Source organism: Saccharomonospora sp. NB11, from assembly GCF_015910535.1.
Taxonomy (GTDB): Bacteria; Actinomycetota; Actinomycetes; order Mycobacteriales; family Pseudonocardiaceae; genus Saccharomonospora.
This window is the reverse complement of sequence record NZ_JACBJG010000003.1, coordinates 315,984-338,667: the sequence shown is the minus strand read 5'-3', so window position 1 is coordinate 338,667 and position 22,684 is coordinate 315,984. Positions and strand designations below refer to the sequence as shown.

Below are 22,684 nucleotides of genomic sequence, written 5' to 3'. Positions count from 1 at the left end.
ACGCATACCCGGCCGAGACGAGGCGCACTCACAGCGCCGCCGTCGCACCACTCGGTGCACCTGGTGTGGTTCGGTGTAACCAGTTCGGTCCAGCGGGAATACCCCATCCAGGGGAGCGGCACGCAGGGGGCGAGCGTGCGGAGGGAGGACGGATGGCACACGGGGCACGCACCGGGCGCGGCGCGCTCGGTCTCGACAGGGCGACCCGAACATTGACCGTGGCCGCCATCGACTCGGTCCCGCTCTTCCGCGAGGGGCTCAGCGCCGTCGTCAGCCGGACACCCGGGCTGCGGTGGGGCGGGCACGCCGCCAGTCACCACGCGGGCATCGCGCTCTGCGACCAGCTCCGCCCGGACGTCGTGCTCGTCGACTCGGCGCTGGATCCGCACGGTCACCTCACCCACCTGCTGGCCGAGGGGCACCCGATGCTGGCGGTCACCGTGCTCGTCGACTCGGCCCGGCGCACCGCCGCCTACCTCGCCACGCTGGTGGACGCGGGCGCGCACGGCGTGCTCCCGCGGACGGTCGACCCTCGCCAGCTCGCCGAGGGCATCCGCCGTACCTACGTCGAGCGGCACTACACCGACCCGACCCTGGCCCCTCTCGTGCCGAAGCAGCGGACGGGTGAGGCGAGCCCGACCCGGACCCCGATGCCGTTGTCGCGGCGCGAGTACCAGGTGCTCCAGCTCATCGCCGAGGGCATGGAGAACTCCGCCGTCGCCGACACGCTCTTCCTGTCGGTGGAGACGGTCCGGACACACGTGAAGAGCATCCTGCGCAAGTTGTCCGCACGGGACCGCACGCACGCGGTGACGAAGGCGTTCCGCTCGGGACTGCTGGTCGTGTCCCCCGGCGAGGACGAGGCACGCTCACCGCGACTCTGACCTTTCGGCAGGTTCCGCCCCACACCAGGCCCGTCGCTCTCCCCGAGCGGCGGGCCGCTGTCGTTGCGAGCCGGTGAACGGGCCCGTTCCGGGCCGGATTGGGCCAGGCAGGTGGCCGCACGTCACAGTCCTGCCGCGATGCTCGCAAATGTTACCCGTTGGTATTATCCTGATGTTACCGGCCAGTAGGGCAGTGCCGGTCACGCTGATCCGCGTGTCCTGTCGGCGGCAGAAGTGCCCAGCCGGAGTGCCGAACAACCCGTACGGAGTGACGACATGGGCCACTACAAGAGCAATGTCCGAGACCTGGAGTTCAACCTGTTCGAGGTTCTCGGTGTGCAGAACCGCCTCGGCAAGGGCGTGCTCGCGGAGTCCGACGAGGAGACCGCGCGCGGTGTGCTGTCCGAGCTGAACAACCTCGCCGTCGGCCCGCTCGCCGAGTCGTTCGCCGACGCCGACCGCAACCCGCCGGTGTACGACCCGAAGACCTTCTCCGCGACGCTGCCGGAGTCCTTCAAGAAGAGCTACCGGGCTCTCTGGGACGGCGAGTGGTGGCGTCTCGGCCTCACCAACAACCTCGGTGGCTTCGGCCTGCCCCCCACGGTGCAGTGGGCCGCCGCCGAACTGATCCTCGGCGCCAACCCGGCGCTGTACATGTACATGGCGGGCCCCAACTTCGCCATGATCCTCGACCGCAACGGCACCGAGGAGCAGCGGCGCTGGGCCCAGATCATGATCGACCGCGCGTGGGGCGCCACCATGGTGCTCACCGAGCCGGACGCCGGTTCGGACGTGGGCGCGGGCCGCACGAAGGCCATCAAGCAGGAGGACGGCTCCTGGCACATCGAGGGCGTCAAGCGGTTCATCACCTCGGGCGACCAGGACATGACCGAGAACATCATGCACCTGGTGCTGGCCCGCCCCGAGGGCCCCGGCATCGAGGCCAAGCCCGGCACCAAGGGCCTGTCGCTGTTCCTCGTGCCGAAGTTCCACTTCGACACCAACACCGGCGAGCTGGGCGAGCGTAACGGCGCCTTCGTCACGAACGTCGAGCACAAGATGGGCCTCAAGGTGTCCACCACCTGCGAGCTCACCTTCGGCCAGCACGGCGTCCCCGCCAAGGGCTGGCTGCTCGGCGAGGTGCACGACGGCATCGCGCAGATGTTCCAGGTCATCGAGTACGCCCGCATGATGGTGGGCACCAAGGCCATCGCGACGCTGTCCACCGGCTACCTGAACGCGCTGGAGTACGCCAAGGAGCGCGTGCAGGGTCCGGACCTCACCCGCCAGACCGACAAGACCGCCCCGCGCGTCACCATCACGCACCACCCCGACGTGCGCCGGTCGCTCATGCTGCAGAAGGCCTACGCCGAGGGCCTGCGTGCGGTGTACCTCTACACCGCCTCGTTCCAGGACCAGGTGTGGACGCAGGAGGGCGACGCCGAGTCGCTCGACCTCGCCGAGCGCGTCAACGACCTGCTGCTGCCCATCGTCAAGGGTGTCGGTTCCGAGCGCGCCACCGAGCAGCTCGTGCAGTCGCTCCAGACGCTCGGTGGCTCCGGCTTCCTGCAGGACTACCCGATCGAGCAGTACATCCGCGACGCGAAGATCGACTCGCTGTACGAGGGCACGACCGCCATCCAGTCGATGGACTTCTTCTTCCGGAAGATCGTCCGTGACAAGGGCAAGGCGCTCGCCTACATCGCGGGCGAGATCGTGAAGTTCATCGAGTCCGAGGCGGGCAACGGCAGGCTCAAGAAGGAGCGCGAGCTGCTCAAGCAGGCGCTGGACGACGTCCAGGGCATGCTCGGCACGATGATCGGCTACCTGACCTCGTCGCAGGAGGACGTCACCAACGTCTACAAGGTCGGCCAGAACACCGTGCGCCTGCTGATGTCGGCCGGTGACCTGCTCGTCGGCTGGCAGCTCCTCAGGCAGGCCGAGATCGCCCAGGCCAAGCTCGACGAAGGTGCCTCCGAGAAGGACGTGCCGTTCTACCAGGGCAAGCTCGCCGTGGCGTCGTTCTTCGCGAAGAACGTACTGCCCGAGCTGTCGGCTCGCCGCGCGATCGTCGAGGCCACCGACAACGACCTCATGGAGGTCGACGAAGCCGCCTTCTGATCGGCGTCGCTCCGCACCGAGAGCCACGAAGGGCCACCTGCACCGTTGTGCGGCAGGTGGCCCTTCGTGTGCGCGGAGGTTGAGATCAACTCAAGTGGGTACCCCTATCGGGTCAACGAGTCCGGTGACGAGGGAGCACGCACCATGGCGATTTCGGGAATCATCTCGGCGATTCTGATCGGTCTTTTGCTCGGGGTACTCGCCAGGTTGTTCGTGCCCGGCAAGCAGAACATCCCGGTCTGGCTCACGATCCTGGTCGGTATCGCCGCCGCGTTCCTCGGCACGGCGATCGCCAGGGGCCTGGGGTACGCCGACACGGACGGTTGGGACTGGCTGGAGTTCATCACACAGCTCGTCGTGGCCGCGATCGGTGTCTCGATCGCCGCGCGCATGCACCCGCGCGGGCGCATCAGGGCCTGACCCGGGACTCGGTCGGGGGTGTCCGGCGCATCGCGCTGCCGGACACCCCCGACCGTTTGTCCGCCTCAGGTGGGAGTGCCCCACACCGTGACCTGCACCGTCGACGTCGTCGCAGCGGCGTGGACGGCAACGGCCGCGCCGGTGTCGTTGCGCACCGTGCCCTGCTCGGTGACGTGGAGACCGGCCTGGGCCAGCGCGTCGCGCAACACCGCTTCCAAGGGCGGCGGGGCACCGTAGGCGGAGAGGTCGACGGTCTCGCCGGAGCGCACCACCGCACCGTTGAGCCGCCCCAACGCCGTTCCCATGCCGGCCAGTTCCTCCGGCGAGTGCCCGGCCGACCGGGCCGTCGCGAGCACGTCCGTGATGCCAAGGGCCTGGACGTCCGCCGTCCGCACCGACGGCTCGACGGGCTGGTAGAGCACCGGCACCTCACGCCGGTCCTCCGGTGCCGAGGCCACGGCCTCGATCAAGCCCGCGAACGTCCGCTCCCAGTCGATGCGCACGCCGGGCACCGAGGGCACCACCTCGGGCACCCCCGCGCGGAACACGAGCGCGGCGTCCCGCGCCGGACGTTCGGTGTCGTCCAATTCGCCCTGCACCGCGCCCCGCAGCACGTCGGGCTTGAGAGTCACGGCCAGAATGGCTCGACCGGCGCCGTCGTCCTCACCCCCGGCGCTCTCCCCGCCGTCCCCCGCGTTCCCGTCCCCGTCGTCGAGGGGACGCACCTCGACGGCCAGCGCCCTGCGGAAGTCCTCCGGCAGGAGCACGGACTCACCGCCGTCCCCCCGCAGCACGACAGGCCCCGCCAACAACGGCCGGATCGTGCCGTCGAGCACGGTGTGCACGGCCTCCGAGGTGAGCTTGGGCCGCACCGTCTCCACGGCCACGTCGATCCGCTCGACCTGCGGCCAGTGCGCGCGGATCTCCACAACGGCGGCCTCCAGATCGGACAGTCGGACCCCGGCTCGTGGCTCGATCGCGTACGCCCTCACCCCGCCGTCGTCGCCGTCCGGCCGGAAGGCGATGCCGCCCTCGATCGCGGGCCGGTTGAGGCGCTCCTGGGCGAGGCGACCCAGCGCGATCCGCAAGCTTCGGTCGTCCACGGTCGTCACCAGGTCGAGCTCGCGGCCACCGAAGAACGAGCCGAACCGCTCCCACGGCAACCAGGGCTGCGCGCCGGCCTGCTCCACCGTGGCGGCCCAGTCCACACCCAACCCGGCCTCGGCGGGGTCGAACGACGCCTCACTCTCACCGGCCCGCACCACCACCGGTCGCGTCACCAGCGGCTCCAGCTCCCGACGCAGCCGGTCCTGCGCCTCGGCTCGGTCGAGTCCGCCGATCTCCACCCCGGCGACCGTCACCCCGCGCGGGACGTCACCGACCTCCATCAACATGTCGACGACGTACGCGATCGCGAGCAGTCCGGTGAGGGCCCCGAGGACCACGAGCACGTTGCCGAGCCTGCGGCGCCGCCGCAGCGCCGGATCGACGCGGGTGTCGTCCGCCCAGAACTCCGGGTCGCCCGGTTCGGTGAGGTCCTCGACGTCGTCGTCCCAGTCGGCGTCGAGGTCGGCGTCGGAGAAGGCACTCTCGTCGCCCGGGCCGTGAACGTCATCGCCGTCATCGTCAGCACGAGCCACGGGCGCCTCCGGTGCCTACAAGTACAGGCCCGTCCCGTGCTCGGCCCGCTCGCTCGCGACCGCGTGGATGTCGCGCTCGCGCAACACGTAGTACGCGTTGCCCTGGATCTCGACCTCCAACTGGTCCTCTGCGTTGAAGAGGACCCGGTCGCCCACCTTGACGTTGCGCACGTTGTTGCCCACTCCGAGCACGTCACCCCACGACAACCGCCGTGCCACCTGGGCGGTCGCCGGGATCACGATGCCACCGTTGCTGCGACGCTCGCCGTCCTCCGACGGCATGCGCACAAGCACCCGGTCGTGCAGCATCTGGATCTCTAGTTTGGCGTCCGAGGCGAGTGGACCGTTGGTTTCTGACACGGTATTCATGCTACGTCGCGGTAGGGAGCCGGTTTCCCGCCCGCCCCGACGCGATCGCCCGCACGAGCTGGGACGGCCTTCGCTTACTCGGCCGGGGTTCCCGCCATGACGAGAGGCAATGCCGACGCCCCACCGGATTCAATCCGAACGGGGACACCCCAGTCCTGCCGGGTGATGCGGCACACCGGGTGTTCGGCGTCCGAGGCGCAACTGGCGGCCTGCGCCACCACCTGGAGCACACCGCCCTCCACGTCGTCGGCCAGCGTCACCGTGCGTTCGAGGTCGGTGCCGACACCACCGCCGTCGACCAGCAGCTCCGGCGGCGACGCGCTCACTTCCAGCCGGGTGGACGGCCCGAAGCGGTCGTCGAGCTTCTCGCCGGGAGGCGGCACGAACGTCACTGTCAACCGCACCTCACCACCACCCAGCACCGTGGGCGGGCGTCGCACGGCGAGCGCGTCACCGGCGACCACCTCGGTGTCTCCGTGCAACGGACGCAGCCGATGTGCCGCGGACTCGACCACGAGCACGCCCGTGTCGGTGACCACCAGGTCCGACGGCTCGGCCAGCTCGCGCACGAGCGTGGACACCTCCCCGGTTCCGGGGTCGAACCGCCGCACCGCACCGTTGTAGGTGTCGGCGATGCCGATGGCCCCGTCGGGCAGGACGGTGAGCCCCAGCGGATGCTGCAACAGCGCCGTGTCGGCCGTGCCGTCCCGATGGCCGAAGGTGAACAGGTCCGATCCCACGGAGGTGTGCACCACGTACCGGCGCTCGCCGTCGGCGGCGTCGTCCGTGGCAGGCTCCAGGTATCGCAGTGCCGAGGTCTCGGCGTCCACGAACCACAGCCGGTCGTCGGCCACGGCCAACCCGGAGGTCTGCGCGAAGAACGCCTCGCCCGCCTCACCGTCGCGAAGCCCCTCCACTGTGGTGCCCGCGAACCGCGAGATCGTTCCCTCGACGGGATCGAACAGGCTCAGCGTGTGGTTGCCCGCCATCGCGATCACGACCCCGCCGGCGGTCTCCCACCACCGCACGTCCCACGGGCTCGTCAGGTCGACCTCGCCCGCCTTGCCCGAGTCGTCGCCGTCACGCCACTGCCGTCCGGTGCCCGCGACGGTGCGCACGGACCCCGTCCGCAGGTCCACGCCCCGCAGGAGGTTGTTGGCCGTGTCGGCGACGATCAGGTGGTAGCCGACCCGGTCGGCCACGTGCGGGGGCAGCAACGCCAGCCCCGACGGTTCGGCGAAGCGAGCGACGTCGAACGCACCGTCCGCCGCGCCGCGCTCACCGGAACCGAACCGCCGCAACAATGTCTCGGCGTCGGAGGCGAACTCGGCGATCGAGTGGTTCGCCGTGTCGGCGACGAGGACCCGCCCCTCCGCCGTGACGACGGCCTTCGAGGGGAACCGCAGCCCGTCGAGCCGCGCCCGCTCGGCCTCCTCCCGCTGCGTCCGTGCGATCTCGCTCCAGTCGAGCTCGCCACGACGCAACGTGCCCTTGCGCTCGTGCTCCTCCACCAGGTCGGCGATCACCCGGCGCAGGGCCTCCCCGTGGCCCTCCCCGGCAGCGACGTGCACGACGTAGCCCTCCGGGTCGACGACGACGAGGGTCGGCCACGCCTTGACCGCGTACTGCTGCCAGAGACTCATGTCGGGGTCGCTCACCACCGGGTGCTCCACACCGAGGCGCGCGACCGCGGCGGCCACCGACTCCCGATCACCCTCGTGCGCGAACTTCGGCGAGTGCACGCCCACGGTGACGAGCACGTCGGCGAACTCCTCCTCCAGCGGACGCAGCTCGTCGAGCACGTGCAGACAGTTGATGCACCCGGAGGTCCAGAAGTCCAGCAACACGACGCGGCCACGCAACCCGCGCAACGTCAACGGCTCGCCACCGGTGTTCCACCAGGCGTCGCCGGTCAACTCGGGGGCGCGGACACGGGACTTCGACTGCTCAGCACTCACGCCCGAAGTCAACAACACCCCTCCGACAGCTGTTCCGCCGAGGGGGCCGGTGTGGCCGTAGTCAACTCCATCGAGCGTCGAGGTCACGACGGACCGGTGAACGTAGCCGGCATACGTGGAGGCGGCCGCAGGGAGCTTCTGCAGCACTGGATGACGACACGCGTGCAGGAGACGGCATCATGCGTGCACAGGGCGCGGACAAGCGTGCAGGAGGTGCGGACAGGCGCGCGACGGGTGCTCAGGGCGCCCGCGTGGGACCTCCCGCCGGCTCGGTGAGCGTCACCGTCGGGGACGTCGACGGCGCACGGGTGTCCGGTGGTACGGCCTGTTTGCCCGAGCAGGCCACGAGGCCCCCGAACAGGACGAGAGCGACGACGAACGGCGGCACGAATCGCATGGTTGGTGTGTTTCACTGACGTGAGGGGGCGGGACACTCGCGTCATCGCCTCCGCCGGTCACGGTGTTACGGCGCCACACCGGATCGGCGCAGCGCACCGTCGCACGTCACGGCCGTGCCGTCAGGTGCCGTCAGGTGCCGTCAGGTGCTACTGTTGCGACGCAGCGTCCTCGTCACGCCGGCGGCCACCGTCGTGACCAGCACCCACCCCGTCGCAATGAACCCGGTCGACACCCACTTGTCGGCCCCGGCCATGTGCCACCGGCCCTTGTTGCCGAAATCCGCGATGGGAACCAGCAGGTCGACCGTGTAGAGCACGGGATTCCACTCCAGACCCGTGTCGTCCATGTTCACCGCGCAACGCTCACCGTGGACGACGAACCGCTCCTCGTCCTTGGCGCAGTCGTCGCTGCCCAGCCCGAACCACAGACTGCCCAGCACCAACAGCCCGAGCAGCCACGCCAACGCCCGCACCGGGCGGTAGCCGTAGCCGACCATCCACCGCTGCAACCAACTCCACAGGCGCACGCCCGCCCTGAAGAACCAGCGGTACCCGGAGCCGAGTGCCTCGTAGCGGTACTGCTGCTTGCGCATGAGCACCGTGTCGGCGTGTTCCTCGTTGCCGCCCGCGCGCAGCATCGCCGCGAACTGGTCGTAGGGGCCGGGTCGGTACCCGCGCATCGCGTGCCGCAACCAGCTCAGGCGTAGCTCGATCTGCCGGTCGTCCCACAACGGGATGGGGCTGTCGAGAGACTCGTAGCGGAAGTCCTCCAGCTTCACACCGCCCGTGGCGTGCCAGAACTGCTCGTTGTCGTGCAACGTCCCGCACTGGGCACCCCGTAGCGACACCCGACCGTCCGGGGCGTCGATCGGGGTGAGTTCGAACTCCTCGGCCCTGACGTCCCCGGCGTCGAGCGCGAGCCCGTTCTTGCCCGCCACGAGCCGCGCCCCCGCCAGACACAGCTTGCGTTTGATCACCGCCCCGTCGAGGGTGACGCCGCCGCCCTCGGTACGGAACGAGTGCCCGCCCCCGCTGTGCATGAGGACACTGCGCGCCACCTGCACCGACCGCAGGTCGACGGCCCAGTCTGCGGAACTCTCCGGCTCGGGATCGGTCACCGTCGTGTTCTGCATGTCGATGCTGCCGCCCACCGTCATGCCCTGCAGCCGCACCGTGCCGCGCACCCGGGACGTGCTGAGCATGAGATTGCCGAACACGTGGCTGCGTCGAGCCGAGAATGCGTCCCGCGACGGGTGCGACAGCCGAGCGTCCCTGACGAACACGTTGCCGCGCACGGTCACATCGGCCAGCCGGAACTGTCCCTCGGTGCGCAGCTTGCTGCCTTCGAGGTCACCGTTCACGAAGCTGCCGTCGAGGTGGATCGCACGGTCCATGTACGGCGGTTCGGGATTGCGCAGCACGCTCACCGTCGCTCCCGCCAACCGCAGCGACCCGCCGACGTGGATGTTCACCATGCGCAAGGTGCCCGTCGCGCGGAGCCCGTCACCCATCTCGACGTTGCCGTCGACGTGCATCCGGTCGGCGATGAAGGCGGGGTGTGGATCGACGTACCAGTCGCCTGTCTTCCAGGCGTCGACCGCGATCTCCCCCGTCGGGTCGACGGCCAACTGCGCTCCCCGGAACACGCAGTCCCCGGCCACGCGCATGCTCGGCAGGTAGACCATGCCCGACGCCGAGAACGGGCGCGGCGCGCCGGGCCGGTAGTTGTCCACCTCGCACAGCAGACTGCCCGACACGGAGATGCCGTTGCCGTTCAGCGCGAACCCCTTCGGGTTGGTCAGCCGCGCACCGGAGAAGTTGACGTTGCCGCCCGCCTTGAGACCGGGAATGCGCACCTCACCGGCGGCGGTGAGCCGGTAAGCGAGGAAGGCGCCGGTGATGTCGAGCCGGTCGGCCTGCAACGCCTTGCCGCTCGGGTGGTTGATCCGGGTTCCGGTGAGGATCACCGTGCCCTTCACCACGGCGTCGGTGAAGTTCACCGCCGCATTGGGCACCCCGCGGTCGGTCTTCGACGTCAGCACGTCCGTACCCGCGTCGGGTCTGTTCGTGTCCACCTCGACCCGGCACCGGATGAGCCGCACGTCGTTGAGGCTGCGGAAGTTGCGCGCCTTCAGGCCCGGCAGCCAGCACCGCCGGAACGAGAGGCCGAGCAGGTTCGCCTCACGCACGTCGGGCGGGAACTCGAAGCGGCAGTTCTCGAACCGGAACAACACGCCGAGATCCGCGGCCCGCAGATCGAGTCGCCCCCGGACGAACTTGTTCTCCAGTTGCAGGATCGGCGCGTTCGACGCCTGTCGACGCCACCGCAGCAAGCCACGACCGTCCTGCTCCAGAAAGGGCCGCAGCAGCTCCTCGGCGTCCACCGTCGCCGCCTCCGGCGGGTCGGGGTCGAACGGGTCGAAGTCGACCGGAGCCGACACGTCCGGCTCAGCACCGTCGGGGGAACCACCCGGGATGCGCCGCCACCTCGTCGGCACGCTTCCTCCCTCGCTCGCGCCCGAACGGCGGGATCTCCACCGCTGTCAGGTGAGACGATCGCGCGGAGCGACGAGTTCCCTGCGGAGCGTGTGGTGTGCGTCCCGGACGAGTGATCAGTCCTGCGCGTGCACCGGGTTCAGCACCCGCGAGAGGAAGGTCTGGGTGCGTTCCTGCTGCGGGTCGCCGATCACCTGCTGCGGCGGCCCCTGCTCGACAACCACGCCGCCGTCCATGAACAGCACCGTGTCGGCGACCTCGCGAGCGAACTGCATCTCGTGCGTGACGACGAGCATCGTCATGCCCTCGTCGGCGAGCTGGCGCATCACCTTGAGGACGTCGCCCACGAGTTCCGGGTCGAGCGCCGAGGTCGGCTCGTCGAACAGCATCACCGACGGCTCCATCGACAGCGCCCTGGCGATGGCCACGCGCTGCTGCTGCCCGCCGGAGAGCTGGCCGGGCATCGAGCCGGCCTTCTCCGCCAACCCCACCTTGGCGAGGTTGTCCCTGGCGATGCGCTCGGCCTCCGCCTTGTCCCGCTTGAGCACCTTGCGCTGGGCCACGGTCAGGTTGTCCAACACCGACAGGTGCCCGAAGAGGTTGAAGCCCTGGAAGACCATGCCGATGCCACGCCGGGCCCGGTCGATGTCGCAGTCGGGGTCCGTCAGCTCGAAGCCGTTGACCGTGACCGTGCCGGAGTTGGGCTCCTCCAGCAGGTTCACGCACCGCAGCATCGTCGACTTGCCGGAACCGGACGGCCCGATGATGCACACGACCTCACCCCGGCGCACCGACAGGTCGATGCCTTTCAGCACCTCCAGCGAACCGAAGGACTTGTGCAGGTTCGAGACCTCGACGATCACGTCACTCATCAGGCCGTCACCTTCAACCCTTGCTCCTCCTTGCGGCCGCTGCGGCGCTCCAGGTAGCGCGACAGGTAACCGAGCGGCACCGTGATGATCAGGTAGCACAGACCCGCGAGCAGGATCGGCGTCAGCGAGCCCGTCGCGTTCAGCCCCTCACGGCCGAACTTCGCGAGCTCGTACTCGTCCCGGGCCAGGCCAAGCAGGTAGATGAGCGACGAGTCCTTGGTCAGCAGGATCAGCTCGTTGGTCAACGGCGGGAGGATGATCCGGAACGCCTGCGGGATCACCACCGTGACCGTGGTCCTGGCCTGCGACATGCCCAGCGACCGCGCCGCCTCCACCTGGCCGTGGGGCACGGCCTGGATGCCGGCCCGCAGCGTCTCGGCGATGTAGGCCGAGCCGACGAGACCCAACGCGATGGCGGCGGTGGAGTAGATGTCGAACCTGATGCCGAACGCCAGCGGCACGCCGTAGCCCAGCGCGATGAACACCAGCAGGGCAGGGATGCCGCGGAAGAACTCGATGTACAGCGTCGCGATCCAGCGGTACGGGCCGACCGACGACAACTTCATCAGCGCCAGCACCATGCCGATGCCGAGACCCAACGCGAAGCCGAGCGCCGTGTAGACGATGGTGTTGACCAGCGCGTCGGTGAAGATTGCGGGGAACTGCGACGAGGCCGCATCGACGTTGAAGAACGCGTCCTTGACCGTCCCCCAGTCCGCCAACACCCCGATGAGCACCACGGCCAGGGCCAGCACCGCGTACTGGACCGCACGAATCACTCGGGCGCGTTTACGCCGCGACATCGCCATGACGACAATCTCCTCGCTGGGCGTGGGTGAGGGCCCGAACGGTAACCGATCCGTATCGGGCCCTCACCACTGCCTTCGTTCTTTCGAAGCAGGCCTTTACTTGCTTTCCGGCTTCTTACCGAACCACTTCTCGTAGATCTCGTCGTAGCGGCCGTCCTGCTTCGCGGCGTCGAGCACCTCGTTCACCTTGGCGAGCAGCGCACCGTTGCCCTTGCGGACGGCGATGCCGTACTCCTCACCGGTCTCGAACTCGGTGGTGACCTCCACGTCCGGGTTGCTCTTGACGAAGTCGTACAACACGGAGTTGTCGTTGATGCCCGCGGTGATCTGGCCGGTCTTCACCGCGGTCTCCAGCAGCGCGAGATCCTCGAACTGGCGGGTGGTGTAGCCGAACTCGTCCTTGTGCTCCTCGGCGTACTGCTCGCCGGTCGTGCCGAGCTGCACCCCGAGCACCTTGCCGCGCAGGTCCTCCAGCCCCTCGATGCCGGAGTCCTTCTTCACCAGCAGCGCCTGGTTGGCGTCGTAGTAGCCGTCGGAGAAGTCCATGACCTTCGCGCGGGTGTCGTTGATGGTCATGGCCGCCGCGGCGAGGTCGCACTGGCCGGTGTCGAGAGCGGCGCCGGACTCGATGCTCTCGAACGAGGTGTCCGCGATCTCCTGCTTGACGCCGAGTTCCTCGGCCACGAGGTCCACCAGGTCGACGTCGAAGCCCACCGTCTGGCCGCCCTCGGTGAACTGGAACGGCTTGTAGGGCAGGTGGGTGCACGTCGTGAGCGTGCCCTCCCTGATCAAGGTGATCTCGCCACCGGCCTCGGTGTCTCCGCCGGTGTTGACCTCCTCCGCGCAACTCGCCGCGGTGACGGCGAGAGCGAGGGCGGGCAACAAGGTCAACGCCCTGGTGAGTCGACGCGCCACGATGTCACTCCTCGTAATCCATACCGGCCAGTTCCCGCATCCTGCCACCTGGATGCGCTACAACGCAGCATCGCGTTCGTTACAGACGAGTTGCAACGTGAGTCAGCTCGTGGCGTGAGCGTCGAGCACCGTCGCCACCGTTTCGGTGACCTGCTGGGCGTAGTCGAGGTGCAACCACTCGTCCGGCACGTGCGCGTTCGAGTCCGGCCCCAGCGCGCCCGTGACGACGAACTGCGCGTCGGGGTACTTCTCGCCGAGCAGTCCCATGAACGGGATCGACCCGCCGAGCCCCACGTTGCCCCACGGCTTGCCGAAGATCTCGTCGCTCGCGCGCTGCAACGCCGCCGTCAGCCACGGAGCCGGCTCGGGTGCGTTCCAGCCGTCGGCGGCCTCGACACCGCTGAGCTCCACCGTCGCGTCGTACGGCACATCGGTGGTGAGCGCCTTCGTGATGGCCTCCAACGCGGCCTGCGAGTCGGCCGTGGGCGGGAGCCGGAAGCTCAGCGCCAGCGTCGTGCTCGTGCGCAGCACGTTGCCCGCGTCGGCCGGCTCGGGCATGCCGGACGCGCCGATGATCGACAGGCTGGGCCGCCAGGTGTTGTTGATCAGCAACTCCATCTCGTCGGACGACACCGGCTTGGTGGAGCCGTGCCACGGCGTCGTGCCGATGATCGACCCGGGAACGGCCTCGACGGTCTGCTTGGCCTCGGCGATCCGGTTGGGCGGGATCTCGACGTTGCACTCGGCGAGCGTGATCTCGCCGGTCTCGGAGTTCTCCAGCCGGTCGAGCAACATGCGCAGCACACGGAACGAGCTGGGCACCACGCCGCTCGCCATGCCCGAGTGCTGGGCGGTCTCCAACACCCGCACCGTGACGTGCACCTGGGCCAGACCACGCAGGCTCGTCGTCAGCCACAGTCGTTCGTAGTCGTTGCCGCCGGAGTCGAGACACACCACGAGCGACACCCGGCCGAGCCGGTCGGCGAGGTGGTCGAGGTAGGCGGGCAGGTCGGGGCTGCCGGACTCCTCACCGGTCTCCAGCAACACCACGATGCGGGCATGCGAGCCACCGGCCTCGCGGACAGCCGTCAGGGCCGTCACCGCCGCGTACCCGGCGTAGCCGTCGTCGGCCGAGCCGCGACCGTAGAGTCGCCCGTCCTTCACCACGGGCGTCCACGGCCCGAGGCCCTCGGACCACCCGCCCACCGGCGGCTGCTTGTCGAGATGCCCGTACATGAGCACGGTGCCCTTGTCCTCGGCCCCCTCGGTGGCGGGGACGTCGAGCAGGAGCACCGGGCTGCGCCCCGGGAGGCTCACCACGTCGACGGTCGCGCCGGGCAGGTCGCGCTCGGTGAACCACGCGCGCACGTGGTCGACGGCGGCGGCAAGGTGTCCGGTCTCGGCCCAGTCGGGATCGAACGCGGGCGAGAGCGCCGGGATCGAGACGAGCGTCGAGAGGCTGGGCAGGACGTCGTCGGCCCACATCCGACGCACTGAGTTCTTCACGCTTTCCAGTTCCACGGGCCCCATCGTGCCACCCACTCCGACAAGTGGCGTTCGTCACAATTTCAGCCGCCGGGGGCCGGGGCGGGTGCCGCCACCACTGCGTCGTGGCCCCGTCGCGCAGCGCGATCACGAGCCCGACGCCACTGGTCCCGCCGTTGCTCGCGGGTGCGACTTTCGGCGGTTGCACGGTCGGTATTCCGAGCATTTCCGCAGCTCAGACCACTGACCGCCACAACGAATCCGCTTCAGGGGCTCTCCACAACGGCCGTTTCCGTGCCAGGATGAGCGCGTGAACCGTCACCGCCGACGGTCATCCAGCGCTGCCGATCCAGTTGCGCACCCCGGTGGCCGGCGGCGCGTCGCACGCCGCCACAAGCGGTCGTGCGGCACGACACCAAGGAGATGCGATGTCGTCCCCAGAACAGTGGACGCGCCCGCAATCCGGCGCCGGTCCGGCCGCGACAGCGGCGCAGCCGACCCCGGAGCAGGTCATAGCGGGACTGCGTGCGACCACCGAAGGCGGAGCTGAGTTGACCCAGCTCCTCAACCCCGAAGGCGAGCGCCTGCCGTCGGCGCAGTTCGACCCCTACGTCGCCGACATCGATGCCGAGGCACTGCGCGGGCTGTACCGCGACATGGTGCTGGTCCGGCGGGCCGACCGCGAGTCGAACGCCATGCAGCGTCAGGGCCAGCTCGGCATCTGGGTGCCGCTGCTGGGCCAGGAGGCGGCGCAGATCGGCTCGGGCCGCGCCCTCAAGCCGCAGGACATGGCCTTCCCCAGCTACCGCGAGCACGGCGTCGCCTACGCCCGAGGCGTGGACTTCAGGGACCTGCTCGGCATCTTCCGCTGCACCGACCACAGCAGTTGGGACTTCGCCAAGCACCGGTTCCACCCGTACACCATCGTGATCGGCAACCAGGTGCTCAACGCCGCCGGTTACGCGATGGGGCAGAAGTTCGAGGGCAAGGTCGGCGACGACCCCGACGCCGAGGCCACGATCGTCTACTTCGGTGACGGCGCCACCAGCCAGGGAGACGTCCACGAGGGCTTCGTGTGGGCCGCCGTCTACGACGCGCCGCTGGTGTTCTTCTGCCAGAACAACCAGTGGGCCATCTCCGAACCCACCGAACGCCAGTCGCGCCTGCCGCTCTACCAGCGGGCCCGCGGCTACGGCTTCCCCGGCATCCGCGTCGACGGCAACGACGTCCTCGCATGCCTCGCGGTGACCCGGTGGGCGCTGGACGAGTGCCGCAGGGGCAACGGCCCGGTGTTGATCGAGGCCTTCACCTACCGCATGGACGCCCACACCACCACCGACGACCCGACGCGCTACCGCCTGTCGGACGAGGTGGAGACGTGGAAGCTCAAGGACCCGATCGAGCGGGTGCGCGCCCACCTCTCCCGCACGGGCGGCGCCGACGCCGCGTTCTTCGACGAGGTGCAGGCCGAGGCCGACCGCTTCGCCGCCGAACTGCGCGACTACTGCTTCAACATGCCCGACCCGCCGCCCGAGCGGATCTTCTCCAACGTGTACGCGGAGCCGTCGCCGCAGCTGGAGGCCCAGCGCGAGGAATACCTGTCCTACCTGTCCGGCTTCGCCGACGGAGGTGATCGTTGATGGCCGCGCCCACCCAGCCCGTGAACGCCTCCGACGCCGCGACCACCACGGCGCAGAGCAATGCCGTGCAGAAGCTCACGATCGGCAAGGCCCTCAACGCCGGCCTGCGTGCCGCGATGGAGGCCGACGACAAGGTCGTGGTGATGGGAGAGGACGTCGGCAAGCTCGGCGGCGTCTTCCGCATCACCGACGGTCTGCAGAAGGACTTCGGCGAGCACCGCGTGCTGGACACGCCGCTGGCCGAGTCCGGCATCATCGGCACCGCCGTGGGCCTCGCGGTACGGGGCTTCCGACCCGTCTGCGAGATCCAGTTCGAGGGCTTCATCTTCCCCGGCTTCGACCAGATCTCCAGCCAGCTCGCCAAGCTGCACTACCGGACCCAGGGGGCCGTCAAGGTCCCCGTGGTGATCCGGGTGCCGTTCGGTGGCGGCATCGGTGCGGTGGAGCACCACTCGGAGTCGCCGGAGTCGCTGTTCTCGCACATCCCCGGCCTGAAGGTCGTGTCGTGCTCCAACCCGGTGGACGCCTACTGGATGATCCAGCAGGCGATCCAGTGCGACGACCCCGTGCTGCTGTTCGAGCCGAAGAAGCTCTACCACTCGGGCGCGCTCAAGGCTCCGGTCGACCCGGCGGCCACGCCCGCCCCGCTGTTCACGTCCCGCACGCTGCGGCAGGGCACGGCGGCCACGCTGGTGGCCTACGGCCCGTCGGTGCAGGTGTGCCTCGCGGCGGCCGACGCCGCCGCCGAGGAGGGCACGTCGCTGGAGGTCATCGACCTGCGGACCCTGTCGCCGCTGGACCTGGAGCCGGTGTTCGAGTCGGTGCGCCGCACCGGTCGCCTCATCGCGGTGAGCGAGGCGTCGAGCGAGTCCTCGTTGACCTCGGAGATCGCGGCCCGGGTGCAGCAGGAGTGCTTCTACTCGCTGGAGGCTCCGGTGCTGCGGGTGACGGGCTTCGACACGCCGTACCCGCCGGCCAAGTTGGAGGAGCACTTCCTGCCCGACCTGGACCGGGTGCTCCACGCCGTCGACCGCGCGCTGGACTGGTGAGGGGAGTTCGATGCCCGAGTACAAGCAGTTCCCCCTGGCCGACACCGCGGAGGGGCTGACCGAGGCCGAGATCATCGACTGGAAGGTCAAGCCCGGTGACGAGGTGACGGTCAACCAGATCGTCGTGGAGATCGAGACGGCGAAGGCCGCCGTCGAGCTGCCGATTCCCTGGGCCGGTGTGGTGACCGAGCTGCTGGTCGAGCCCGGTCAGACGGTCGAGGTGGGCACGCCCATCCTCACGGTGGACGTCGACCCGAACGGCGAGGCCGCGAGCACGCCCGCGGCGTCGGCTGCTCCGGCCGAGGCCGCCGCCGACGAGGAGGAGATGAAGCCTCTCGTCGGGTACGGCTCGAAGGCGTCGTCGGCCAAGCGTCGGCCGCGCAAGAAGGCCGCCGCGGCCACCACCTCGCCCACCACGCCCACCTCGCCCACCTCGCCGTCCGCCCCGGCCGCCGCCACCGCGGCCCCGGTGCAGGCCGTGGAGGTGGTGAAGCCCCGCACGCCGGTCGAGGCCGAGGTCTCTCCCGCCGCGTACGTGCCGTTGGCGAAGCCTCCGGTGCGCAAGCTCGCGAAGGAGCTGGGGGTCGACCTGCGCACGGTGACCGGGTCCGCCGAGGGCGGCGTCATCACCCGCGAGGACGTCCGTCGCGCGGCGGAGGGTGCCACCAACGGCGTCGCCAACGGCACCACCAACGGCACCGCCGTGGCCGCCGCGTCGACCGCCGCCGGGTCGTACGACCCCGCCACGCGGGAACGGCGGGTGCCCATCCGTGGTGTCCGCAAGGCGACCGCCCAGGCGATGGTGAACAGCGCCTACACCGCACCGCACGTCACGGAGTTCCTCACGGTCGACGTGACGCCGATGATGGAGCTGCGCGACAAGCTGCGCCGCACCCCGGAGTTCGCCGACGTCAAGCTGACCCCGCTGGCGTTCGCGGCCAAGGCCGTGTGCCTGGCGGCCAAGCGCACCCCGGACGTCAACGCGGTGTGGGACGAGGCCGCGGGCGAGATCGTCTACAAGGACTACGTGCACCTCGGGATCGCGGCGGCCACCCCGCGCGGCCTCGTGGTGCCGAAGGTCCGCGACGCCGACGCGATGTCGTTGGCGGAGCTGGCCCGCGCCATCGGTGACCTCACCACCACCGCACGCGACGGCCGCACCACCCCGGAGGCGATGCTGAACGGCACGTTCACCATCACCAACGTCGGTGTGTTCGGCGTCGACACCGGCACCCCGATCATCAACCCCGGCGAGTCGGCCATCCTGGCGCTCGGGGCGATCCGGGACATGCCGTGGGTGGTGGACGGCGAGCTGGCCGTGCGCAAGGTGATGCAACTGTCGCTCAGCTTCGACCACCGCGTAGTGGACGGACAACAGGGCTCGCAGTTCCTCGCCGACGTCGGCGCGCTGCTGGCCGACCCGGCCATGGCGATCACCTACTGAGCCGACCCGACCTCCGGCCCGTCGAGACTCTCTCGGCGGGCCGGAGGCGTTCGGACCAGTTCGGGCGGCACGACCGTGTCCACCGACCTCGTAGGTCGACGTCGCCGGGAGTCAGTCGCCGGGAGTCAGTCGAGCAGACCCGCCGCGTGCAGGTGATCGAGCACGGCCCGGCTCGCGAGCGACACCGGCACGGCGTCACCGTGGCGCACCCACCGCACGTCCTCGATCTCGTGGTCGGGCGTGATCGTGCCCTCGTGCTCGGCGGTGTAGCACGTCATCCGCACCACCACGCCGTTCCCGCTGTCGGCCGGTGCCTCGAACACCCCGACCAGCGACTCGGTGCCGCGCACGACCGTCACCGAGAGCTCCTCGGCGACCTCTCTGGAGAGCGTGTCGACGTCGCTCTCCCCGGGCTCCCGCTTGCCCCCGGGCAGGTAGTAGACGTCCTTGCCCCGCGATCGGGCGAGAAGCACCCGACCACCGTCGAGTTCGATCCACGCCACTTTGTCGATCACCTTGCCGACCGGTGCGCCGGTCGCCGCGTCGCCGCTGTGCACGGCCAGCAGGCTAGAGGCCCGGGCGAGGGAGCAAATCGCCCGCCCCGTACGTTGAACCCCATATGGCCGCCATCTTCCTGCTCTGGGTGATTGCCGAGATCGCCGCGATCTGGGCCGTCGCCTCGCTCGTCGGCTTCCTCGCCACGCTCGGGCTCCTCGTCGCGGGCGCCCTGCTCGGCTCCGCGCTCGCGCGACGCGAGGGAGGCAAGGCCGCCCGCGCCGTCATGGAGACGGCACGGTCAGGCCGGTCGCCGCATCACGAGATCACCGACAGCATGCTCGTCGGCCTCGGCGGACTGCTGATCTTCGTGCCCGGTTTCGTGAGCGACGTGGCGGGTCTGCTCCTGCTGCTGAAGCCGACCCGCGGCCTCGTGCGCCGAGCGTGGTTGAAGCGCCTGGAGCGGCGCGTCCCGACCATGCCGGGCGGTTTCGGCGCGCGTCGGTCGCGAGTCATCGTGGTCGACAGCGAAGTCGTGGACGAGTCGAGCAACGACGAGCGGCGCGACCCTCCGCGGGTCATCGAGTCCGAGTGAACAACCGGACACACCCGGTGTGATCCGCCGTATCTCCTGCTCAGGTAGCGTTTGGCCCGACGACGGGAGGTACTGGTGGCGCAGGACGTCAAGCGCTCGCCCGAACGGGCCAAACGACTACCCCGACCGGTGCGGGAGAAGCAGATTCTCGACGCCGCGGTCCAGGTGTTCTCGCGACACGGCTACCACCTCGCCTCCATGGACGAGATCTCGGACGTCGCCGGGGTCTCCAAGCCGATGATCTACAGCTACCTCGGCGCCAAGGAAGAACTGTTCGGGCACTGCGTCCGCAGGGAGTCGCAGCGGCTGCTGCGGACCGTGCGAGACGGTGTCCGCACCGACGTCCCACCCGACATGCAGCTCTGGCACGGCCTGCGCTCGTTCTACGGCTTCGTGGCCGCCTACCGGGAGTCGTGGATCGTGCTGCACCGCCACGCGCTCACCGCGGGCGGTCCGTTCGCGGAGGAGATCACCGCGCTGCGGGCCCGAGCCGTCGCACTGGTCCGTGACCTCGTGGTGTCGGCGGGAACGGAGCGCGGCCTCGCCTCGCAGGCGGAGTTCTCCGGAGAAGGCATGGCCGCCGCCCTCGTCGGGGCGGCGGAGTCACTCGCCGACTGGTGGCTCGATCACTCCGACGTGGCCGACGGCGTGCTCGCGTCGTGGCTGATGAACCTCACGTGGCTCGGGTTCAACGACCTCGTGGAGGGCGACGTGTGGCGCCCCACCGAGCAGCCGGAATGACGCTCGGCGGGGCCGCCCACGCGAATGGTCGGCTCAAAGCGCCGTGATGGTGCCCTTGAGGTGTGGCTTCGGCTTGCGGGCGTTCCACAGCTCGAACGCCCACCCGGCGTCGTCGGTGCGCCAGGTCGTGAACGCCACCTTCGCGGGCAGCAGCACCGGGAGCTGGAACCGCACGTCGACGGTGTAGGCGTCCGGCAGCCTGCCCTCGAACGCCGCGAGGCAACGGGCCTTCGACCACATGCCGTGCGCGATGGCCGACTTGAACCCGAACGCGCGCGCCGTCAGCGGGTGCAGGTGAATCGGGTTGCGGTCGCCGGACACCTCCGCGTACCGACGTCCGATGTCGCCCGGGACGGCCCACACGCCGTTCGGGGCGGGTGGCGCCAGTTCGGTCTTCTTCGGTGACGAGGATCGGCCCGTACCACCCCGGTGCAGGTAGGTGCTCACGTCCGCCCAGACGGGCGTGTCCGTCGCACCGAGTTCCGGCAGCAGCTCGCTGACGACGTCGAACTGGGTGCCCTTGTCGTGCGGTCGCAGGTTCTCCACCCGTACCCGCAACGTGAACTTCTCGCCGAGCCTCACCGGCCGGTGCTGGGTGATGCGGTTGGCGACGTGCACCATGCCGAGCAGCGGGAACGGGAAGTCCGACTCGGTCATCAGCGCCATCTGCAGCGGGAACGCGAGCACGTGCGGGTAGGTGGCGGGCAGGTCGTCGGTGAGCCGGAAGCCGCACACCCGGTTGTAGGCGGCGAGGTGGCCCGGGTCGACGGTGACGCCACCGCGGACGTACTCGATGTCGGGCAGCGTGTCGGTCGCCGCCTTCGTCCTGCGGAGTCCGCCGAGCGCCGCCTTCGGGTAGAGGGTGGACAGACTCGGCGAGCTGGTCAGCTCCTTCACGGTCATGGCTCAGGCCCCCAGGAAGCCCTGGCCGCACACTCGCACGACGTTGCCGTTGACGGCGGCCGACGCGGGGTTGGCGTACCAGGCGATGGTCTCGGCGACGTCCACGGGCAGGCCACCCTGCGCGAGGCTGGACAGCCGCCTGCCGAACTCGCGGATCATGAGCGGCACCTTCGCGGTCATCTGCGTCTCGATGAAGCCGGGCGCCACGGCGTTGATCGTGCACCCGCGCTCGGCGAGCGTGGGGGCGGTGACGTCGACCATGCCGATGACACCGGCCTTGCTGGCCGCGTAGTTCGCCTGCCCCACGTTGCCCGCGATGCCGGCGATGGAGGACACGCCGACGATCCGGCCGTTCTCCTTGAGGACGTTCTCGGCGAGCAGCAGGTCGTTGACCGCGAGCTGGGCGACGAGGTTCACGGTGAGCACCGAGTCCCACGCCGACGACGACATCTTGCCCAGCGTCTTGTCGCGGGTGATGCCCGCGTTGTGCACCACGATGTCGACGCCGCCGTGGCGCTGGGTGAGGTGGTCGGCCAGCTTCCGGGGTGCATCGTCGGCGGTGATGTCGAGCTGAAGGGCCGTGCCGCCCACCCGGTTGGCCACGGTCGACAGCTCGCCGCCCTGCGCCGGGATGTCGAGCGCCACGACATGGGCGCCGTCGCGGGCGAGCACCTCGGCGATGGCGGCGCCGATGCCTCGCGACGCCCCGGTGACCAGCGCGGTCTTGCCGGCGAGCGGCTTCGCCCAGTCGGCGGGCGCCTCGGCGGTCTTGGTGCCCGCGGTGCCGACGCGGATCACCTGGCCGTCGACGAACGCCGACTTGGCCGACAGCAGGAAACGCATCGTCGACTCCGACGCCTCCTCGGCGCCCTGGGCGACGTAGACGAGCTGCGACGTGGCCCCGCGCTTGAGTTCCTTGCCCACGGTGCGGGTGAAGCCTTCGAGTGCCCGCTGGGCGATGCGCTCGCGCCCCTCGACGAGTTCGGGCGGGGTGCCGAGCACCACCACCCGGCCGGACGGGCCGATGTCCCGGATCACCGGGTGGAAGAACGAGTACAGCTCACGGAGCTGGGTCGGGTCCGTGATGCCGGTGGCGTCGAAGACGAGCGCGCCGTAGCGCACCCCGTCGCCGGGTTCCCGCACGATCTCGATGCCGGCCCTGCCGAGCTGCTCGGTGAGCGTCTTCTCCAGCCTGCTGCCCGGCGCCGCGCCCAGAAGTGCGGGACCATCGAGTGGCGGCTGGCCGGGGCGGTAACGCCGCAGCACGGGCGGCTTGGGCAGCCCGAGCTTCGACGTGACGAGCTTGCCCAGGGGTGTCGTGGTGAACTGCTGGTACTTGTCAGCCATCCGTTGCCTCCCGTGCCCAGTGTGCAGCGCCAGCCTAACCTACCGGCGAGTAGGTTACACTGTCGACGGGTCCCGAGAACGCTGACCAGGGAAGGCGAGAGCC

20 protein-coding genes are annotated in these 22,684 nt (G+C 69.8%); 8 read left to right on the top strand and 12 right to left on the bottom strand.

Going from position 1 to position 22,684, the window contains the following annotated elements; all coding sequences use genetic code 11:
• The first annotated feature begins 152 nt into the window (after positions 1 to 152).
• The 3 genes from JAV51_RS06105 to JAV51_RS06095 all read left to right on the top strand — a co-directional run bounded on the left by JAV51_RS06105 (position 153) and on the right by JAV51_RS06095 (position 3,425).
• Positions 153 to 884, top strand: coding sequence for a response regulator transcription factor (locus JAV51_RS06105; RefSeq protein ID WP_197319635.1), 732 nt, complete (start codon positions 153 to 155; stop codon positions 882 to 884).
• 276 nt (positions 885 to 1,160) lie between these two features.
• Positions 1,161 to 3,005: an acyl-CoA dehydrogenase gene (locus JAV51_RS06100; RefSeq protein WP_197319634.1), complete on the top strand. Its 1,845-nt coding sequence runs from the start codon at positions 1,161 to 1,163 to the stop codon at positions 3,003 to 3,005.
• Between the two features lie 144 nt (positions 3,006 to 3,149).
• Positions 3,150 to 3,425, top strand: a complete 276-nt coding sequence (locus tag JAV51_RS06095) for a GlsB/YeaQ/YmgE family stress response membrane protein (RefSeq protein WP_197319633.1) — start codon at positions 3,150 to 3,152, stop codon at positions 3,423 to 3,425.
• Between the two features lie 65 nt (positions 3,426 to 3,490).
• Here the strand turns inward: JAV51_RS06095 and JAV51_RS06090 are convergent, their stop codons facing one another.
• The 9 genes from JAV51_RS06090 to JAV51_RS06050 form a co-directional block, all read right to left on the bottom strand.
• Positions 3,491 to 5,065 (bottom strand): peptidoglycan binding domain-containing protein, encoded by a 1,575-nt coding sequence (locus tag JAV51_RS06090; RefSeq protein ID WP_197319632.1) that lies wholly within the window; start codon positions 5,063 to 5,065, stop codon positions 3,491 to 3,493.
• Positions 5,066 to 5,080: 15 nt separating this feature from the next.
• Positions 5,081 to 5,434 (bottom strand): co-chaperone GroES, encoded by a 354-nt coding sequence (locus JAV51_RS06085; RefSeq protein WP_197319631.1) that lies wholly within the window; start codon positions 5,432 to 5,434, stop codon positions 5,081 to 5,083.
• Between the two features lie 74 nt (positions 5,435 to 5,508).
• Complete coding sequence (locus tag JAV51_RS06080) at positions 5,509 to 7,410, bottom strand: NHL domain-containing thioredoxin family protein (protein WP_197319630.1); 1,902 nt, start codon at positions 7,408 to 7,410, stop codon at positions 5,509 to 5,511.
• Between the two features lie 220 nt (positions 7,411 to 7,630).
• Positions 7,631 to 7,789 carry a hypothetical protein gene (locus JAV51_RS06075; RefSeq protein ID WP_197319629.1) on the bottom strand — a complete coding sequence of 53 codons (159 nt, stop codon included), beginning with the start codon at positions 7,787 to 7,789 and terminating at the stop codon, positions 7,631 to 7,633.
• Positions 7,790 to 7,930: 141 nt separating this feature from the next.
• Positions 7,931 to 10,288 (bottom strand): oxidoreductase, encoded by a 2,358-nt coding sequence (locus JAV51_RS06070; RefSeq protein WP_197319628.1) that lies wholly within the window; start codon positions 10,286 to 10,288, stop codon positions 7,931 to 7,933.
• Positions 10,289 to 10,402: 114 nt separating this feature from the next.
• A complete protein-coding gene (locus JAV51_RS06065; protein WP_231641370.1) occupies positions 10,403 to 11,158 on the bottom strand; it encodes an amino acid ABC transporter ATP-binding protein in 756 nt (251 codons plus the stop codon).
• A complete protein-coding gene (locus JAV51_RS06060; protein WP_197319627.1) occupies positions 11,158 to 11,967 on the bottom strand; it encodes an amino acid ABC transporter permease in 810 nt (269 codons plus the stop codon). Before JAV51_RS06060 ends, JAV51_RS06065 begins: the two co-directional genes overlap by 1 nt.
• Positions 11,968 to 12,063: 96 nt before the next feature.
• A complete protein-coding gene (locus JAV51_RS06055) occupies positions 12,064 to 12,882 on the bottom strand; it encodes a basic amino acid ABC transporter substrate-binding protein (RefSeq protein WP_197319626.1) in 819 nt (272 codons plus the stop codon).
• 102 nt (positions 12,883 to 12,984) lie between these two features.
• Positions 12,985 to 14,412: a M20/M25/M40 family metallo-hydrolase gene (locus JAV51_RS06050; RefSeq protein WP_197319625.1), complete on the bottom strand. Its 1,428-nt coding sequence runs from the start codon at positions 14,410 to 14,412 to the stop codon at positions 12,985 to 12,987.
• Positions 14,413 to 14,795: 383 nt separating this feature from the next.
• Here JAV51_RS06050 and pdhA point away from each other — a divergent pair, with 383 nt between their 5' ends.
• Genes pdhA through JAV51_RS06035 form a run of 3 tightly spaced genes read left to right on the top strand, consistent with a single transcriptional unit; the run spans position 14,796 to position 18,500 of the window.
• Positions 14,796 to 16,007, top strand: coding sequence for a pyruvate dehydrogenase (acetyl-transferring) E1 component subunit alpha (gene pdhA / locus JAV51_RS06045; protein ID WP_197319624.1), 1,212 nt, complete (start codon positions 14,796 to 14,798; stop codon positions 16,005 to 16,007).
• Positions 16,007 to 17,056 (top strand): alpha-ketoacid dehydrogenase subunit beta, encoded by a 1,050-nt coding sequence (locus JAV51_RS06040; RefSeq protein WP_197319623.1) that lies wholly within the window; start codon positions 16,007 to 16,009, stop codon positions 17,054 to 17,056. Before pdhA ends, JAV51_RS06040 begins: the two co-directional genes overlap by 1 nt.
• A 10-nt stretch (positions 17,057 to 17,066) precedes the next feature.
• Entirely contained in the window at positions 17,067 to 18,500 is a 1,434-nt protein-coding gene (locus JAV51_RS06035) for a dihydrolipoamide acetyltransferase family protein (protein WP_197319622.1), read from the top strand.
• A 125-nt stretch (positions 18,501 to 18,625) separates the two neighbouring features.
• On the opposite strand, the gene JAV51_RS06030 is transcribed toward JAV51_RS06035, so the two are convergent.
• A complete protein-coding gene (locus JAV51_RS06030) occupies positions 18,626 to 19,057 on the bottom strand; it encodes an NUDIX domain-containing protein (protein ID WP_307845747.1) in 432 nt (143 codons plus the stop codon).
• Between the two features lie 62 nt (positions 19,058 to 19,119).
• On the opposite strand from JAV51_RS06030, the gene JAV51_RS06025 reads away from it, so the two are divergent.
• Both JAV51_RS06025 and JAV51_RS06020 read left to right on the top strand, forming a co-directional pair.
• A complete protein-coding gene (locus tag JAV51_RS06025) occupies positions 19,120 to 19,590 on the top strand; it encodes an FxsA family protein (protein WP_197319621.1) in 471 nt (156 codons plus the stop codon).
• 75 nt (positions 19,591 to 19,665) lie between these two features.
• A complete protein-coding gene (locus JAV51_RS06020; protein ID WP_197319620.1) occupies positions 19,666 to 20,331 on the top strand; it encodes a TetR/AcrR family transcriptional regulator in 666 nt (221 codons plus the stop codon).
• A 33-nt stretch (positions 20,332 to 20,364) separates the two neighbouring features.
• Here JAV51_RS06020 and JAV51_RS06015 read toward each other — a convergent pair whose 3' ends face one another.
• The gene (locus JAV51_RS06015; protein ID WP_197319619.1) at positions 20,365 to 21,234 is read right to left on the bottom strand and encodes a MaoC/PaaZ C-terminal domain-containing protein; all 870 of its coding nucleotides are present in this window, start codon (positions 21,232 to 21,234) and stop codon (positions 20,365 to 20,367) included.
• A 3-nt stretch (positions 21,235 to 21,237) separates the two neighbouring features.
• Positions 21,238 to 22,581, bottom strand: a complete 1,344-nt coding sequence (locus JAV51_RS06010) for a 3-oxoacyl-ACP reductase (RefSeq protein ID WP_197319618.1) — start codon at positions 22,579 to 22,581, stop codon at positions 21,238 to 21,240.
• Positions 22,582 to 22,684: the final 103 nt, after the last annotated feature.

What these genes read in the sequence shown, in the direction of transcription:
- JAV51_RS06105 (WP_197319635.1), top strand. Translation starts at nt 153, where the DNA reads ATGGCACACGGGGCACGCACCGGGCGCGGCGCGCTCGGTCTCGACAGG.
- JAV51_RS06100 (WP_197319634.1), top strand. Translation starts at nt 1,161, where the DNA reads ATGGGCCACTACAAGAGCAATGTCCGAGACCTGGAGTTCAACCTGTTC.
- JAV51_RS06095 (WP_197319633.1), top strand. Translation starts at nt 3,150, where the DNA reads ATGGCGATTTCGGGAATCATCTCGGCGATTCTGATCGGTCTTTTGCTC.
- JAV51_RS06085 (WP_197319631.1), bottom strand. Translation starts at nt 5,434, where the DNA reads ATGAATACCGTGTCAGAAACCAACGGTCCACTCGCCTCGGACGCCAAA.
- JAV51_RS06075 (WP_197319629.1), bottom strand. Translation starts at nt 7,789, where the DNA reads ATGCGATTCGTGCCGCCGTTCGTCGTCGCTCTCGTCCTGTTCGGGGGC.
- JAV51_RS06065 (WP_231641370.1), bottom strand. Translation starts at nt 11,158, where the DNA reads ATGAGTGACGTGATCGTCGAGGTCTCGAACCTGCACAAGTCCTTCGGT.
- JAV51_RS06060 (WP_197319627.1), bottom strand. Translation starts at nt 11,967, where the DNA reads ATGGCGATGTCGCGGCGTAAACGCGCCCGAGTGATTCGTGCGGTCCAG.
- JAV51_RS06050 (WP_197319625.1), bottom strand. Translation starts at nt 14,412, where the DNA reads ATGGGGCCCGTGGAACTGGAAAGCGTGAAGAACTCAGTGCGTCGGATG.
- pdhA (WP_197319624.1), top strand. Translation starts at nt 14,796, where the DNA reads ATGTCGTCCCCAGAACAGTGGACGCGCCCGCAATCCGGCGCCGGTCCG.
- JAV51_RS06040 (WP_197319623.1), top strand. Translation starts at nt 16,007, where the DNA reads ATGGCCGCGCCCACCCAGCCCGTGAACGCCTCCGACGCCGCGACCACC.
- JAV51_RS06035 (WP_197319622.1), top strand. Translation starts at nt 17,067, where the DNA reads ATGCCCGAGTACAAGCAGTTCCCCCTGGCCGACACCGCGGAGGGGCTG.
- JAV51_RS06025 (WP_197319621.1), top strand. Translation starts at nt 19,120, where the DNA reads ATGGCCGCCATCTTCCTGCTCTGGGTGATTGCCGAGATCGCCGCGATC.
- JAV51_RS06015 (WP_197319619.1), bottom strand. Translation starts at nt 21,234, where the DNA reads ATGACCGTGAAGGAGCTGACCAGCTCGCCGAGTCTGTCCACCCTCTAC.
- JAV51_RS06010 (WP_197319618.1), bottom strand. Translation starts at nt 22,581, where the DNA reads ATGGCTGACAAGTACCAGCAGTTCACCACGACACCCCTGGGCAAGCTC.